This window comes from Sulfidibacter corallicola, from assembly GCF_017498545.1.
Lineage (GTDB): Bacteria > Acidobacteriota > Holophagae > Acanthopleuribacterales > Acanthopleuribacteraceae > Sulfidibacter > Sulfidibacter corallicola.
The window spans coordinates 579195-594082 of record NZ_CP071793.1 but is presented as its reverse complement, the minus strand read 5'-3'; the positions used below and the strand labels follow the sequence as shown (position 1 = coordinate 594082).

Annotated in this window: 10 protein-coding genes; 2 read left to right on the top strand and 8 right to left on the bottom strand. The window is 59.9% G+C overall.

Annotated elements, in window-relative coordinates:
* Window positions 1-406 precede the first annotated feature (406 nt).
* Window positions 407-880, top strand: a complete 474-nt coding sequence (locus J3U87_RS01870) for a macro domain-containing protein (protein WP_237381324.1) — start codon at window positions 407-409, stop codon at window positions 878-880.
* Between the two features lie 40 nt (window positions 881-920).
* Here the strand turns inward: J3U87_RS01870 and J3U87_RS01865 are convergent, their stop codons facing one another.
* From J3U87_RS01865 to J3U87_RS01830, 8 genes are all read right to left on the bottom strand, one after another.
* Window positions 921-4046 carry an efflux RND transporter permease subunit gene (locus tag J3U87_RS01865; protein ID WP_237381323.1) on the bottom strand — a complete coding sequence of 1042 codons (3126 nt, stop codon included), beginning with the start codon at window positions 4044-4046 and terminating at the stop codon, window positions 921-923.
* A 10-nt stretch (window positions 4047-4056) separates the two neighbouring features.
* Entirely contained in the window at window positions 4057-5652 is a 1596-nt protein-coding gene (locus J3U87_RS01860) for an efflux RND transporter periplasmic adaptor subunit (protein ID WP_237381322.1), read from the bottom strand.
* A 112-nt stretch (window positions 5653-5764) separates the two neighbouring features.
* On the bottom strand, window positions 5765-6721 hold the full coding sequence (locus tag J3U87_RS01855) for a M56 family metallopeptidase (protein WP_237381321.1): 957 nt from the start codon (window positions 6719-6721) through the stop codon (window positions 5765-5767).
* A complete protein-coding gene (locus J3U87_RS01850) occupies window positions 6718-7113 on the bottom strand; it encodes a BlaI/MecI/CopY family transcriptional regulator (protein WP_237384472.1) in 396 nt (131 codons plus the stop codon). The genes J3U87_RS01855 and J3U87_RS01850 overlap by 4 nt, the downstream gene beginning before the upstream one ends.
* A 255-nt stretch (window positions 7114-7368) precedes the next feature.
* Complete coding sequence (locus J3U87_RS01845) at window positions 7369-7755, bottom strand: hypothetical protein (protein WP_237381320.1); 387 nt, start codon at window positions 7753-7755, stop codon at window positions 7369-7371.
* Window positions 7756-8957: 1202 nt separating this feature from the next.
* The gene (locus J3U87_RS01840) at window positions 8958-11288 is read right to left on the bottom strand and encodes a GspE/PulE family protein (protein ID WP_237381319.1); all 2331 of its coding nucleotides are present in this window, start codon (window positions 11286-11288) and stop codon (window positions 8958-8960) included.
* A gap of 163 nt (window positions 11289-11451) precedes the next feature.
* Window positions 11452-12237, bottom strand: coding sequence for a thioredoxin family protein (locus tag J3U87_RS01835; protein WP_237381318.1), 786 nt, complete (start codon window positions 12235-12237; stop codon window positions 11452-11454).
* Between the two features lie 115 nt (window positions 12238-12352).
* Window positions 12353-12883: a thioredoxin family protein gene (locus J3U87_RS01830; protein ID WP_237381317.1), complete on the bottom strand. Its 531-nt coding sequence runs from the start codon at window positions 12881-12883 to the stop codon at window positions 12353-12355.
* Between the two features lie 510 nt (window positions 12884-13393).
* Between J3U87_RS01830 and rsgA the strand changes: the two genes are divergently transcribed.
* Complete coding sequence (rsgA, locus tag J3U87_RS01825; RefSeq protein ID WP_237381316.1) at window positions 13394-14329, top strand: ribosome small subunit-dependent GTPase A; 936 nt, start codon at window positions 13394-13396, stop codon at window positions 14327-14329.
* Window positions 14330-14888: the final 559 nt, after the last annotated feature.

Here is a 14888-nt window from a genome sequence, read left to right as displayed (position 1 = left end):
GGATATCCACCCACCCGAGCATGTCGGACGACAGGCTTCCACGGCGATGATAGTGGGTAGAATTGTCAAAAATTTCAAGCGCTTATGCGTGATTGTCCCCACTGTCTCTTCCGTTGATAGTTGAGTTTACATCTTTTTATTTACCAGGGTGTTACACCTAGGAAGCCAAAAGGACGAGAGGTTCCCCCGCCGCGTCGTGCAAAATCGGGCTTCGAATCGTTTTTGTGAGCTTTGCGCTTTTTTTCGATGTGGCCGTGAATCGACCAACTTTTTTTCGACGGATTCCGATCGGCGACCGTCAAAGCCATGACAACCGATCCCCTCTTTTTTGATGCGGCCGGATCTTTCCTTTTCCCGGAACCGCGGGGAACGGCCCCTTCAACTCAATGCAGATAAGGATGTGAGCATGAGCGTTTCCCCCTCCACACTGCACGTCATCTCTGGAGACATTTTGGATCAGAAGGTCGATGTGATCGTCCACCCCTGGCAACGACATTGGATTCCCGGCACCTCTTTTTCCTCGAGCCGCGTTTCCGACTCCATCAAGAAATGGGCTGGCCAGGAACCCTTTCAAGAGCTTTCCCGCCACCACAAAATCAAACCCGGTGGCGCCGTCATGACCCGCGCTGGTCACCTCCCGCACCGCGCCATCATCCACTGCGCCGGTGACGGCCCGCTCAAACGTGCCAGCGAGCATTCGATTCGCAGTTGCCTGGTGGATGCACTCAACCTGGCGCGCGGCAAGGGCTACCGCTCCATCGCCTTTCCCTTGATGCGCTGTCGCCAGTGGAATGATGATGAAACCGTGAGTGCCATGAGCGATATCTGCCGCCAGCAGGGCTTCGACGGCGATATCTTTCTCGTGAAGGAAAAGGGCTGAACGGTCGCATTCTCGCTTCCGCCGCCCTTTCTCCCCAGAATTACACCTGCAGCCCCTCTCGATCCAGCGCCGTGCCCTCGCGGTTGGGCATCAGGATCGCGGCGAGATTGCCGAAACGAAGCATCGCCGCGGGCACCACGAACATATTGAGCACCGTAGACGAGACCAGACCGAACAGGATGACCATCGCCATCGGTGCCTGAATCTCACTGCCGGGCTCCCCGCCCGCCAAGGCAAGCGGCAGCAGACCCAAGCCGGATGCCATCGCCGTCATCAGGATCGGGATCAAGCGCTCGGAAGCCCCCTGTTTCACGGCCGCTTCCGGATCGGTCACACCTTCGACATCCATGAGATGGCGGATATGGGTCACCATCATGATGCCGTTCCGGGTGGCGATACCGAACAGGGTGATGAACCCGATGATCGAGGCGATGGACACGATCCCGCCCGACACGAAGACGCCGACCACGCCGCCGATGAGCGCCAACGGCAGGTTCAGCATCACCAGCAGCGCGTGGCGGATGGATGACAACGCCACGTACAGCAGCATGAAAATCCCGACGACGACCAGGATGCCGAGCACCAGGAGGGTGCGCGAGGCCTTTTCGGCCGCCTCGAACTGGCCGCCGTACTCGACGTAGTAGCCGGCCGGCATGGTCACGGCCGCCCCCGCCTTCTCTTGGATTTCCGTCACGACCTCGCCGAGCGAACGACCCTCGCCGACATTGCACATCACCACGATCTTGCGTTGACCGTTTTCGCGACCGATTTGGTTGGGCCCGCGGTCGCGACGAATGTCGGCCAGGGCTTCCAGCGGCACCCAGGCTCCGCCGGGCGTTGGAACCATGGTCTGGCGAACGGCATTCAAATCGTCCCGGGCCGAATCGGGGTAGCGCACCACCAAATCGAAAGCGTAGGGGCCTGAAATGATGCGCGAGACGGGCTTGCCGTAGAACGCGGTTTCCAGGGTTTCGGACACGTCCTCGATATTCAGTTCGTGACGGGCCAGGGCGTCGCGATCGAAGCGAATCGTGGCGAACGGCAGGTTGGCCTGATCTTCCACGGCCAGGTCGACCACGCCCGGGATACCCTCCATCGCGTTGCGCATCTCCTCGGCCAGGCGTCGCAGGGTCGGCAGATCGGCGCCGAAGATCTTGACGGCGATGTTGGCCCGGGTCCCCGAAATCATGTGGTCGATGCGGTGGGAAATGGGCTGGCCGATGACGATGTTGGCACCCGACACCGATGTCAAATCGGCCCGCATCGCCGCCAACATCTGGGCTTCGTCGCGCTCTTTCATGTCGAGACGCACATCGATTTCGGAGGCGTGAATGCCCTGGGCGTGCTCGTCCAGCTCGGCCCGGCCCGTGCGCCGCGAGGTGGCCTCGACCTCGGGATGCTCCATCAGCAGTGTTTCCACGAGGTGGCCGATTTGGTTGGATTCTTCCAGGGAGGTTCCCGGAAAGGTTACGACCGAAACCGTCAGGGCGCCCTCGTTGAATTCGGGAAGGAACGCGCGACCGCCGCGCATCAGGAATACACCGGCCACGACCACCGCGGCGAAGGAAAGGACGAAAAGCAGTGGCCCCTGTTTGAGCGCGACGGCGAGCAGCCCGTCGAAACGACGGCGCAGCCATCGCGAGGGTGCGGGTTCGAGACCCTTGCGCACGGCACGGCTGCCTGGCAGTAACAAAGAGCAGAGTACCGGCGTCACGGTGAGTGCCACGACCAGCGAGGCTGCCAGCGATATCACGTAGGCGATCCCCAGCGGTTGGAGCAGACGACCTTCCACCCCGTGAAGGAAGAAGAGTGGCAGGAAGACCAGGATGATGATCATGGTGGCGAACACGATCGAACCGCGAATCTCCTTGCTGGCGAAGAAGACCACGCTCAGTGCGTCGCCCCGGCCGCCTTCGCGTAGGCGTCGCACGACGTTCTCCACATCGATGATGGCATCGTCGACCAGGGCTCCCACGGCGATGGCCATGCCCCCCAGCGTCATCGTATTGAGGCTCGCGCCCAGCATGTCCAGCACCAGCGCGGCGGAAACCAGGGACAACGGGATCGCCAGTGCCGTGATCATGGTGGCGCGGCCGCTGAACAGAAACAGGCCCACGATCAAAATGACCAGCAGCGAGCCGTCCCGCAAGGCCAGTTTCACGTTGTTGACGCCGGTTTCGATGAAATCCGCCTGGCGCAGCAGCTCGCGCTGGAGCACCACGCCCTCGGGCAAGCTGGCCTCGATGTCGTCGAGGACCTCGTCCAGACGTTGGGTCAACGCAAGAGTGTTGACCCCCGGCTGCTTTTGAATGCCGAGCACCACGCCGGGGTTGCCGCTGATCGCCGCGTCGCCGCGTTTGATGGCGTCGCCGACGACGACGTCCGCAACATCCATGATGCGAACGGGATGACCGTCACGCGGGCGAACCACGGCACGGGCGATGTCCTCCACCCCACCGACGCGGCCCAATCCGTAGATCAGGTATTCTTGGCCGCCCTGCTCGTAGAAGCCGGCTGACGCGTTTTGGTTGGTGGCGCTCGCGGCCGCCACCACTTCGTCGAGGGTTACGCCGTGCTTGACCAAGTCGGGCGGACGCACCTGCACCTGGAACTGCTGCACGCCGCCACCGATCGGCACCACCTGAGACACGCCAGGTACGGCCAACAACCGACGACGCAGGTCCCAATCGGCGATGGTGCGCAGATCGCGCGGTGAAACCGTTTCGGAGTAGAGTCCGCAAAAGAGGATCTCGCCCATGATCGAGGAGATCGGGGCCAAAATGGGCGGCTCGATTTCCGGTGGCAGTGACGACTGCACCAATTGCAGTTTCTCGGCGACGATTTGGCGCGCGGTATAGATGTTGGTGCCCCACTGGAATTCCACCCAGATGACACATACGCCGACGGAGGTGGCCGAACGAACCCGCCGCACCCCGGTGGCGCCGTTCAACGCGGATTCCACGGGGAAGGTCACCAACCGCTCCACTTCTTCCGGAGCCATGCCGTGTGCTTCGGCGATGACCGTCACGGTCGGTGCGGTCAGATCCGGGAACACGTCGACGGGCATCTGGCTGGCGCGCTGGGCACCCCAACCGATGAGCACGGCGGCCGCGACAATCACGAAAAGTCGATTTTTCAGGGACCATTGAATGATGGCGTCGATCAAGATGCTCTCCTCAGTGCGCGTGGCCGTGGCCGATGGAACTCGTGGACGTGGCCGCCAGTTTGATGGAATAGGCGCCTCGGGCAACGACCCATTCGCCGGGCGAGACACCGTCGAGCACGGCGACCCAGTCGCCGTCGCGCACGCCGAGGCGAACGGGACGTCGCTCGAACGTTTCCCCGCCGGACTGGACGTAGACCACTTCGGTGCCGGCATCGTGGACCACGGCGTCGAACGGTATCGCCACACTTTGAATCGGCGAGGCCACTACCAGATGGGCGGTGGTCGTCATGCCTGGGTAGAGTTCGCCGGCCGCGTTGTCGATGCGGAACCGCACGGGCAGGACTCGCGTTTCGTGATCCAACTCGGAACCGACGGCCACCAGATCCGAGCCGCCCAGCTCAAAAGGAGTCTCGTGGCCGTCCAGGTGGAACCAGGCCCCGGTCACCTCCTTCAAACGGCCCACATAGGCCTCGGGCACCCCGATCTCGAGATGGAGGCTGCCGCGATCGATGATGCGGGCGATGGGTTGTTCTTCGGCAACCCAGGTTCCGGGAGCCACATAGATTTCCGCAAGCGTTCCCGACACGGGAATGGGCACCTCGAAGCGTTCCCCACCGTCGGCGATGCGCTGGCCTTGGCCGTGACTCTCGCGAAGCCGTTTCGCGCCGCGCCATTCGGCTTCCGCCTCCCTGAGTTCGAAACGGGCCTCTTCGAGGAGCTGGGCCTCGATCATGCCGCGCTCGGCCAGGTTGGTTCGACGCGTCAATTCGCGTTTCGCTTCCTCCACGCCAATGGCGGCCTGCTCCACGGCCGTATCCAGGTTGGCCGGATCGATGTCGTCCTGGGGCATCAGGCTCAAGGCAAAGGGTGCGGAGCCGGCGGAAACCGATTCCCCAATTCGCGGGAAACGCGAGCCCGAAGCGATCAGGCGTCCGTCGCGTGGCGCGATGATCAGGACCTCGTGTTCATGCGGCAGCGAGAGTTCCCCGAATGCTGGGATGTTGGGGCGTAGCGGGCGAGATTCCGCCGGTTGCACGGCGAAGGGTATGCGCCACTGCTGTTCGAGAAGGAAGGACACGGCGTCGGCGGGCGCTTCATCCGCGGCCGCGGCGGCATTGGCCTCGTCTCGCGTGGCGTGGACGACGAAAGTACCGAGGTCGAGCGCTTCCACCGTAGGCGGCGCCATCAAGCGGATCGTAACCTGGCGCTCTCCCAAATGGACCGGGCGAACCAGGGGCCGGAAAATGCCGGGAGACGCCGGCTGAATGGCCGTGAACTGCTCGTCGGGCTTTCCCCCACCCGAGAGCTCCACCACCACCATGCCTTGGGTGATCGGAGCGTGATCGCGCAAACGGGTGAAGTGCGCGGCGAATAAGCTGTCCTCACCCGTCACCAACGCCGGGAACTCGACGAAAAGCTGCGTCTTTTGCCCCCAGCGGGTGACCGACTCCGAGGCATCGTGGGGGCCGTGGCCCTCCTCGCCGTGGGCGTGCTCGTCACCTGCGTCGTGGCTGGCGCCGTGATCGTCCGGATGCTCGTGACCGTGGCAGGATGCGAGGGCGAACAGGATCGCGATCGGCAGGAAAGTGAAGAAAATACGTCTCATCAGGTCGCTCCATGGTATCGGTGCAGGATGGTTGGAAAGGGGAGCCCAAAAAACCGATCAACCATCGGTTTTTTGGGCCAAAGAACGCCGAGCGACGCGGCTCGGCACGGGGTTACGATTGCAGCAGAAACGTGATCAGGGTTTCCACTACGGTATGGACAGGGCCAGCACCCGCCGCGACGACGGCGGCAAGAATCGTCGCGGGCACGCACCAACCCCATTCTTTGGTCGCGGGTTGCAGCAGATAGGTAACGCGCAGTTCGAGCGTGCTGCCGACGAGGGAGAGCCCGGTTGCGACAGGCTTCATACCCAGCGCCGCGACCTCGGTCAAGGCGCGGGCCACCACGATGGGGCCGCCCACTTTGTTGGCGGCTGCCACATCGCAGGCCATTTCGCGCCCGAGCGATATGTGTTCCAGCAAGGGGTTCGCCACGCTTCGCGGCAGAAGCGAGGCGGTAAATCGGTCGATCAAGGCGAGAGGAATATCGCCCCGGGAGATGTGGGCCCGTTCGTGAGCCAGCACGGTTTGAAACGCATGGGAAGAAATATGCTGAACGAGCCCGGAACTCAGGAGAATATGGGGCGTTCGCCAACCAATGGTGAGCGCGATTGGTTTTTCCTGGTCGATCAGGCGAATGTCGGGTCCCAACCCACAGGGACTGCTGACCCAGACGAGATCTTTGGCCAGGCGACCTTCCCGCGAGACGTCGCGGAGAACCCGAGCCAAGGAGCCCAGGGCGGGGATCAAGATCGCCGTGGGAAGCAGCCAAACGATGGCGTGGTTGGTAGGCTGGGGCGGATGAACCCAACACAGGTGGTGCCAATGGGCGTGTTTCAGGCAGTGGTCACCCAAGGGATCGGCCACCAGCCCCAGTGACAGGCTGCCGGCAAGCAAGGCCAGCGGCACCCAAAAAGGTGCATAAAGCCAGGCTCTTGCGATCGAAATCCGCCGCATGGGACTGATGGTGGCGCGCCACCGGAGATGGGGCGCCACGAGAACCACGAAGGTCCAAGTCAATACGAACAGAATCGTACTCGCGAGGACGGCGACTTCGACAAATCCGGTCATTCGTCCGCTCCCGCCAAACGCTCGGCGATCATTTGCTCGAGCCGGCGAAGGGTATCTTCGCCGCGGGATTCGGCCAGGTCGACAAAGGCGGCCAAGACACCCGAACCGCCCAGGTCGCCGAACTGGCTGGCGACGGAGCCGATCATGTCGCGCTGGAATTCGGCGCGCGTCATCGCGGCCCGATAGACGAAGGCGTGGCTGACCTTTTCGCGTTTCAGCAGGCCCTTTTCATAGAGCCGTTTGAGGGCGGAAGACACCGTGTTGGGTGAAATCCCGCGTGCGGCGCCGATGCGTTGGTGAACGGACACCGGGTTCAGGGGTCCCTCGGACCAGAGAAGATCGAGCACCAGGCGTTCCAGCTCGCCCAGGGCGAGATGGGGAAGACGAAGCATGTTGGGCACGGGGAATCACCTCGAAAAAAGGGGTCTTCGACGACGCTTTTAGGTATACCACCGCAAAACTCCGACCGTCAATCGAAGTTTTCATTTTCCCCGTGATTTCGACGTGTCGAGCCTGGCTCACTGCCAAGCACTCCCTTCTCTGACCAACTGCTCGACGGTCCCAGAGTCGAAATGGCTGTCACCCAAGAAAAGTGACAACCATTTCATTTACTGCGAGGAGCAAAAGCTTTGGCAGCCTTGATACTCCTAGTTTTCTTTATTCATTCCTTTCGCATCGTTGTCATTCGTGAAGAAAGTCGCACCAGCCTGCCGATAGGCAAGCTTCAACGTTAAATCACCGCTACCGTTCTTGCCGGTGAGTATGAAATTCACATCGGAACCCTCGCCCGGATAGTGGAAATCTCCGCCACCGAAAAAGTGGTTTCGGCTCAAGTTGACTCGATAAGTCGATCCCGTAGAAACGTTAATCGACAATTGAAAATTCTCGAAGTCATCCCAATTCACATCATCATAATTCTTAAACAAAGTAAAACCTTCGCCAACACTGCCAGTCCCAACAGAAGTACCGTTTACTTCAAATTGGTTAACCGAGATCGCTCCACCCGTAATATTAGTCAGATTCACCTGTCCCATTATGTTCTCCTTTGAATTTACTTTCTCTCTGAAAGATCGAGACATGCCTCATTCAGCAAGCTACAAACCAATCACACCGGATAAAATGGCAACTGGAGCACAACAGCCAACATGCTATTAAAAAACAACTTACAAAATCATCAACCCGATTGTTATTGGCACTATCACGCGTACGAACGTGTGGGCAACACGTTTCCAACATGTTGCCCACACTGCGAACAACATTTAGAGGGGCTATCTCACTTTTCAAAACCACGACCAGCCAGGTCATTGCATCAGTGTTTAGCCCCGGGTCTCTTTGTTTCTCATGACCAGATGTGGTGGGCGAATTAGAACGTCGGAGGCCAGACAACCTCAGGGCGCGATTCAGGTTGATCTGGTCGGTCGGAATGACCCTTTCCTTGAACTCCCCTTGCAAGGGTGGTTTCGTTCACCCACACCACTCCACAACGAACTCCTCTTGCCCTATATAACCCTCGCGGCCAGCGATCACCAAGATATTCCGGCCCCCGGCCTGGGCGGCGACTTTGTGGTCCCGAACGGTTGTCTCGGGTCAGCAGGTCCTCAGGTTTGGGCCCTGCTCTCTTGAAACAAAATGGTGCCTTCAACCTGAGCTGGGTCTTGCCGTCGTCAAATCTTGATCAGGAAGGCAGGAATGATCGAATCCAGGAAAAGTAGAACCATAATATGTCACCAATGCCGATCCTTTCCTGGTTTCCAATCTTCTTGAATTCCTGCTTAATTTTTTGGGTAAATGAGCCATGTCCCTTCGCCAGAAACCAGGTAGGGTGTTTCTTTCTCGAAATCGAGCGGGTTTGCCCGCTGGTCCGGGGCTCTTATGTAACAAATTCTGTAAGACTTGAAGATAAAGCTAAAAACCTAATCGGCTAGAGGTTCGGGGAGTTCGTCAATGAATGTCGGCACGACGCCCCTCTCGAGAATGGGCTGCGATCGATCCGGTTTCGGCAACGACATGTTCAGAGGTATCACGGTGACGACCAAAACCGTGGCGAGAGGCTCCCGTTCTCGTCCCAGAACGTCCGGCATGCCATACCGAATATGTACATCTGTGATTCACCATCAAAGTGGTCGCACCGATTTAACCGGTCGAACCCACCAGACACGGTATCTCACCCGACGCATGGGTATCTCGGGCTGTCGTCCTTCGATGTGTTTCGCCTGGAGCCGTGATGGCCGCCGCATCACTTCATGCACACCGCGCGAACCTGGCTGAGATCCGTGTGGCCGTCCGTGACCTTCCAGATGCCGTCTTGGAGCAGCGTCATCATGCCTTCCTCGATCGCCACCTTGCGAATGTCGTCGACCGTCTTGTTGGCGAGGATGATGCGCTTCAATCCGTCCGATCCCATCAGCAACTCGTGGATCCCCATCCGGCCGCGATAGCCCGAGTCGGCACAGGCCGGGCAGCCCGGTCCCCGGTAGAGCTGAAAGTCCGGGCCGTATTTGATACCGATGCGTCGGTCAAACTCGGCGGGCCCGTAGTTCTTGCGCAGCTCGTCGAATTCCTCTTGGCTGGCCGCGTAGGGTTCCTTGCACTTCTTGCACAGGGTGCGCACCAGACGCTGGGCCAACACGGCCAACAAGGCGTCGGCGAAGTTGAAGGGATCCAGGCCCATGTCCAACAGACGGGTCACGGTTTCCGGGGCACTGTTCGTGTGCAGCGTGCTGAACACCAGGTGGCCCGTCAGCGACGCTTCGATGCCGGTCGCCGCGGTTTCCTGGTCCCGCATCTCACCGATCATGATCACGTCGGGATCGGCCCGCAGGAAAGCGCGCATCGCGGCCGCGAAATCGAACCCGATCTTGGGCTTGACCTGCACCTGACGCAACCCCTTCTGGGTGATTTCCACCGGGTCCTCGGCCGTCCAGATCTTGATGTCTTCGCGGTTGATGAAGCCCAGCGCGGAGTGCAGCGTGGTGGTCTTGCCCGAACCGGTGGGCCCGACCACGAGAACCAACCCGTAGGGCTCGCGCACCACCTGTTGGAACTTGTCGTAGTACTCGGGGTGCATGCCAAGCTTGTCCAAGGGGATCGGCTTGCTGGCGGCCAGGATGCGCATGACGATGTCTTCGTTACCGACCCCGGAGGTGGGGATGCAGGCCACCCGCAACTCGATGACCTGGCCATCGCTCATTCGGAACCGGATTTTTCCGTCCTGCGGTTTGCGGCGTTCGGAAATGTCCAATTGCGACATGATCTTGAGACGCGAGGCCAGCGCCGACCGGTGACTCGCCGGAATCTCCTGGTACTTGTAGCAGCGACCGTCTCGCCGGAACCGAATGACGCAGGGGTCGGTCTTGCCGCATGGCTCGATGTGGATGTCGGAGACCCCGTCGCGAAAGGCATCGGAAATGATCTTGTTGGCCAGGCGGACGACCACGCCTTGCACTTCCTCGCTTTCGTCGTCCTCGTCGCCCTGATCGATCACCTCGCCCACTTCACCGGCCTCGAGTTCGGTCAGGATCTCGGCGAAATCACCTTCCTGCGGAGGCTCGACGACTTCGGCCTCTTCCTCCGCCACGCCGAAGGAATGGTTGAGGTAGGCCAGAATATCGGGCTCCAACCCCGCCACCGCCTCGATGCGCGGCGCCAAACCGACGGATTTGATCAAATCGATCCGGTTGAGATCGAAGGGATCGACGACCGCGACCTTGACCGCCACGCCTTCCCGCTTGACCGGCGCACACTTGTTCTTCTTCCAGAAGTCGTAACGAACCCGGGTCTTGAGATCCTCGGGAATGGTCTGGCTGCCGTCGAAAAAGAAGAAATCACAACTGTAGAAATCGGCCAGGGCCTTGCCGATCTCGGCCTTGGGAACCTGGTGTTTGGTCATCAGGTAGGATCCCAGGCAGAGACAATTGACGCGCGCATGGGTGACGTCTTCCTCCAACTCCTTCTCGCTGAGCAGGCCGCGGTCGACGAGGTCGCCGTACAACCGGCGTTTGCCGGTACCGGCCCGCTGGCAGCGGTTCTGGTTGTAGAAAGCGATGGCCAGGGTGCGTCCGATCTCCTCGGCGGCCTTGGTATCGCCATCCGAAAACGGCTTGCCATCCTTGCGATTGATGAGCTGGAGCACGCCCAGCAGGTACTTTTCGAACACCAGCGGGATGGCCAGGACTTGACGCGTGCGAAAGCCCATGGCCTTGTCCCAACGGCGATCGAACCGCAGCTTGGCATGGATTTGCCGGAGCTCGGCTTCGTCGTAGACGTCGCGAATGTTGAGGGTCCGTTTGCTCAACGCACAGAACCCGGCAAGGCTGTTCTCGTCGCGATTGACCCGAATGATTTGCGGCGGTTGGGTGCCGAACTTGATGGAAAACAAACGGTTGTTCTTGGTGTCCACGGCGTAGATGGTGATGCGCTCCGCCCCCAGCAACTTGCCGATCGGCTCCGACATGGTGGACAGGATCTTGGAAATGTCTCCCGCACCATGAATTTGGTGGTTGATCCGGTTCAGCTCGGTCTGAAAGGCGAGCTGGGACTGCAGATTGGGCTGGGCAGAGGCGGGCATGGCGGGTCCTCCCAATGCGTGCGCGTGACGATCATGATGGATGAGTTTCCACCATTATACCCGAGCCCCCGCGATTCACGGCACATTGGTTCCCGTTCGGGTCCCAGCCTCGACGCCCAACGACACTCGTTTTTCCAACTCACGGAAGAAAGCGAACCCGGATTTACCATCCCTCTCGCGAGGCCAGCGACTCGATCTTGCGTATCGCCCCCTGCGCGCTGCCGTTCACCATTTGTTTGCCACTGGGATCGTAGAGCTTGACGTGCGGGATCGAATTGATGCGGTACTGTTCGGCGACGGGGCTGCCCCAAGTCTTGATGTCAATCTTTTTGAGCGCTACTTTGTGGGGATACTTACGCACCAAGGCTTCCAGCTTCGGCGTGATCTTCCGACAGGGTCCGCACCAATCGGCGTAGAAATCGAACATCACGTAGCGCTGCCTGTCCATGTGGGAATTCAGGTCGACCCGATTGGAACGCGAAATGGTCTGGATCACCGGAATGCGCGGCGCATCCCCGGCCGTACTGGGTGCCGCGGCCGTTTTGGGTTGGCTCGTCTTCGGGGGCAATTTGGGAATATCGCCATCCCATTTGTTGGTAAGCCCCTGACCGGGCTTGAGTTTGCTGAGCGCATCCTTGTCGATCACGATCTTGCGCTTGGGCTGGGCCTGCTTGACCACCCGTGGCGGTTTCGGCAACGGCTGCCCCGGGAACACCGCCTTGAAGACGTGGGGCGCGACCTTGGCGGTCGCCGGCCAGTTGACCAACGCCTTGCTCAACATCATGTTGACGCCGGCCTCGGTGCGAAACACGAGCATGTTGCGATCGAGCCCCACGGAGCCGGTCACCTTCACCTTTTCGCCGCCCTTGAGAATCAGGGAATCTTCGTACCCGAAAACGCCCACACCGAATCCGGAGATCAACCCGAACAACAACAGCCACTTCTTCAAGACGCCCTCCTCCAGAAACGATGTTCGCCTCGAAGGCACACCGATTCGCGATCACACCATGCGTTTCGCTTCATCATAACCCGGCGCGGCGGATTTGCGGGAGGGGCAAGCGGGATCAGGCGGATTCGGAGGCGGCCCGTGTAAAAAAGAAGGCCAGTTCTTCGTCGAGCAAGCCCGCGAACCGGACCGAATCGAGGCGGGCCAGCCAGCGATCGCGATCGGAGGCGGCACGGTTGGACATCTGCTCCAAGGCTTTGGTCACCGAAGCGGGGCGCGGCCCCCATCTCGCCACGACGGACCCTTCCCCATCCAGGAGAAGGACCAAGGGGGAGCAGCGACCGAGCGGCTCACCCAGTACCGGGAAAAAGTGCTCGGCGCAGTGGAATCGCACTTCCAAATGTTCCTGGGCCCCGAACACCGGACCGAGGATGGGCAAACTCATCCAACTGTCGAGCTTGTAGATACTGTAGTACACGACCATGCGCGTACCGGGCGAAAAGCCGGTCAACTTGCGGCTGGTCTTGGGCAATCTCGTGGTTTGTTGCAGTTGGTCGAGAAAGGTCTCGCGGTGCGTTTGCCAGGCCATCACGCATTCCCGCCAGGTTTGGCCTCGCTGGAACAACTTGTCATCAAAACAAAACGTCATCTGGCCGACGAGTCCTTATGAAGGCGAAATCGTTCGGTGCGTGCGATCTGAACCGAAGTTTTAGGGAAACCCAACATTAAACTTTGGCCATTCTAGCACCGAGCCGTTCTGGGTGCCATCCATTTTGCACTGAATCTAGATTTGTTCCAATGGTTTCCAGCTTTTTGTTGCGCTGGACGACAATTTGGTGCGCGGGCCCCACGCTTATTCGCGACCCATTGCGCGAACCTTCATCTTTCGCGCCTAGGGACCGTATACGGGGAGGTCTCCCGCGAGAAATCTGCATCCGAGGCCACTGGGTCGCTCGGGTTTTCGGGGCAATTGAGTTAGAATGAAAGCGCTTATGCCGTGCATTTTCGCGCGGCCAGCGGTCGCGATCGAGACGCGGGGCCGAGCATCGAAGCCCCGAGCGTCGAGTTCCCCCCTTTCAGTTTCACACCTGTGACCGCCTCCCCCACTTTCTTCAATGTCGAGTCAAAGCATGTCATTCAAAATGAACCGGACGATTTCATGAAAGGTTTGGTTACCAAAACCCACAATCGCTTTTATGAAATCACCATCGTCGACCGCGGTCAGACCTACCTGTGCAGTCCCAAGGGCATCTTCAAGCGCAAGGAGGATCCCGAATACCGGCTTCCGGTCGTGGGCGACGAAGTCACGATCGAACTCCTGAAGCGCAAGCAGCGAGGTGTCGACGGCTACATCGTCGATATCACCCCGCGCCGCAACAGCCTCACCCGGGCCTTGACCGACAAGCGCCGCCAACGGGTGATGGCCGCCAACCTGGCCCAATTGTTCATCGTCAGCGCCGTCGTCAAGCCCGGCCTGGACTGGGGTTTCATCGACCGTTATTTGCTCACCTGCGAGCTGGCCGGTATTCCGTGCGCCATCGTCTTGAACAAAATCGATCTGCTGGAAGGCGATCGCGTGGACGCGTTGCCCTCGATCTACCGCGACCTGGGCTACCCGGTCATCGAGACCTCGGTCAAGAAGAACCTGGGCATCGACCGCCTGCGCGACATGACCGCCCACGGTATCAGCCTGCTCAGCGGCGCTTCGGGTGTGGGCAAGTCCTCCTTGATCAATCAATTGGTGCCCGAAGCCAACCTGGCCACCGGAGAAGTGGACCAGAAACGCGGCACGGGCAAACACACCACCACCTATTCGGCCCTGGTCCCCTTGGGCGACGACGCCTGGCTGGCGGACAGTCCCGGCCTGCGCGATTTTGCCCCGCCACCGGTGGAACCCGATCAAGTGCGTTTCGGTTACCGCGAGATCACCGAAGCACAGGGTCACTGTCGCTTCTCCACCTGCCTGCACGACAGCGAACCCGAATGCGCCATTCGCGAGGGTGTGAGCCAGGGCATCGTCACGGAGCACCGCTACAAGAGTTATCTGGCCGTTCTCGACGAGATGCGCGAATTTCACCAATCGCGGTTCCAGTGATATCGGAGTAGCGCACGCCGTCCAACATGGTGTCGGGCGCAAAGACCCCATCCTTCGGTCGCGAGGCCGAAGCCGAGAACATCGACCGGAGTGCCAGCCGGCGCGCAAGTGATTGCGCGCCAAGCCACTCGAGCATTTGCCCGTTGGTTGGGCAGGCATGCCCCACGCTGCCGCAACCGCCACGAGTATCGCGTCATTGGAAAGGCTCTTTTGCCTCGGGCGCCCGGTGGGAAGTACTCGAGGCCATCATTTGCTTGTCTCCAAGCACCCAACTCGGGTCACTCACCCGCATCTTGGAGGACGGATCGCGATCGTTCATCGGTCTTGGCGCTCACCTCGGATATGGGCAAACTCATGAATCGAAAGTCTAAAAAATCAACTCGTTGAGATTCGGTTGATATCATTCGACTCCTGTTTGCCGATCAGGCGTTTTCGACCTGACCCTGTTGACGCGCATTTTTTTTGGTATTTTGTACACATTTTTCAAACTGATCAGAGTCACAAAACGTAATAGGGTGTGAACGAAAACGAGACACCAACGGTCTCAGAAGCATATTTT

Coding starts and splice junctions, on each gene's coding strand:
- J3U87_RS01870 (WP_237381324.1), top strand. CDS start 407: ATGAGCGTTTCCCCCTCCACACTGCACGTCATCTCTGGAGACATTTTG.
- J3U87_RS01860 (WP_237381322.1), bottom strand. CDS start 5,652: ATGAGACGTATTTTCTTCACTTTCCTGCCGATCGCGATCCTGTTCGCC.
- J3U87_RS01855 (WP_237381321.1), bottom strand. CDS start 6,721: ATGACCGGATTTGTCGAAGTCGCCGTCCTCGCGAGTACGATTCTGTTC.
- J3U87_RS01850 (WP_237384472.1), bottom strand. CDS start 7,113: ATGCTTCGTCTTCCCCATCTCGCCCTGGGCGAGCTGGAACGCCTGGTG.
- J3U87_RS01845 (WP_237381320.1), bottom strand. CDS start 7,755: ATGGGACAGGTGAATCTGACTAATATTACGGGTGGAGCGATCTCGGTT.
- J3U87_RS01840 (WP_237381319.1), bottom strand. CDS start 11,288: ATGCCCGCCTCTGCCCAGCCCAATCTGCAGTCCCAGCTCGCCTTTCAG.
- J3U87_RS01830 (WP_237381317.1), bottom strand. CDS start 12,883: ATGACGTTTTGTTTTGATGACAAGTTGTTCCAGCGAGGCCAAACCTGG.
- rsgA (WP_237381316.1), top strand. CDS start 13,394: ATGAAAGGTTTGGTTACCAAAACCCACAATCGCTTTTATGAAATCACC.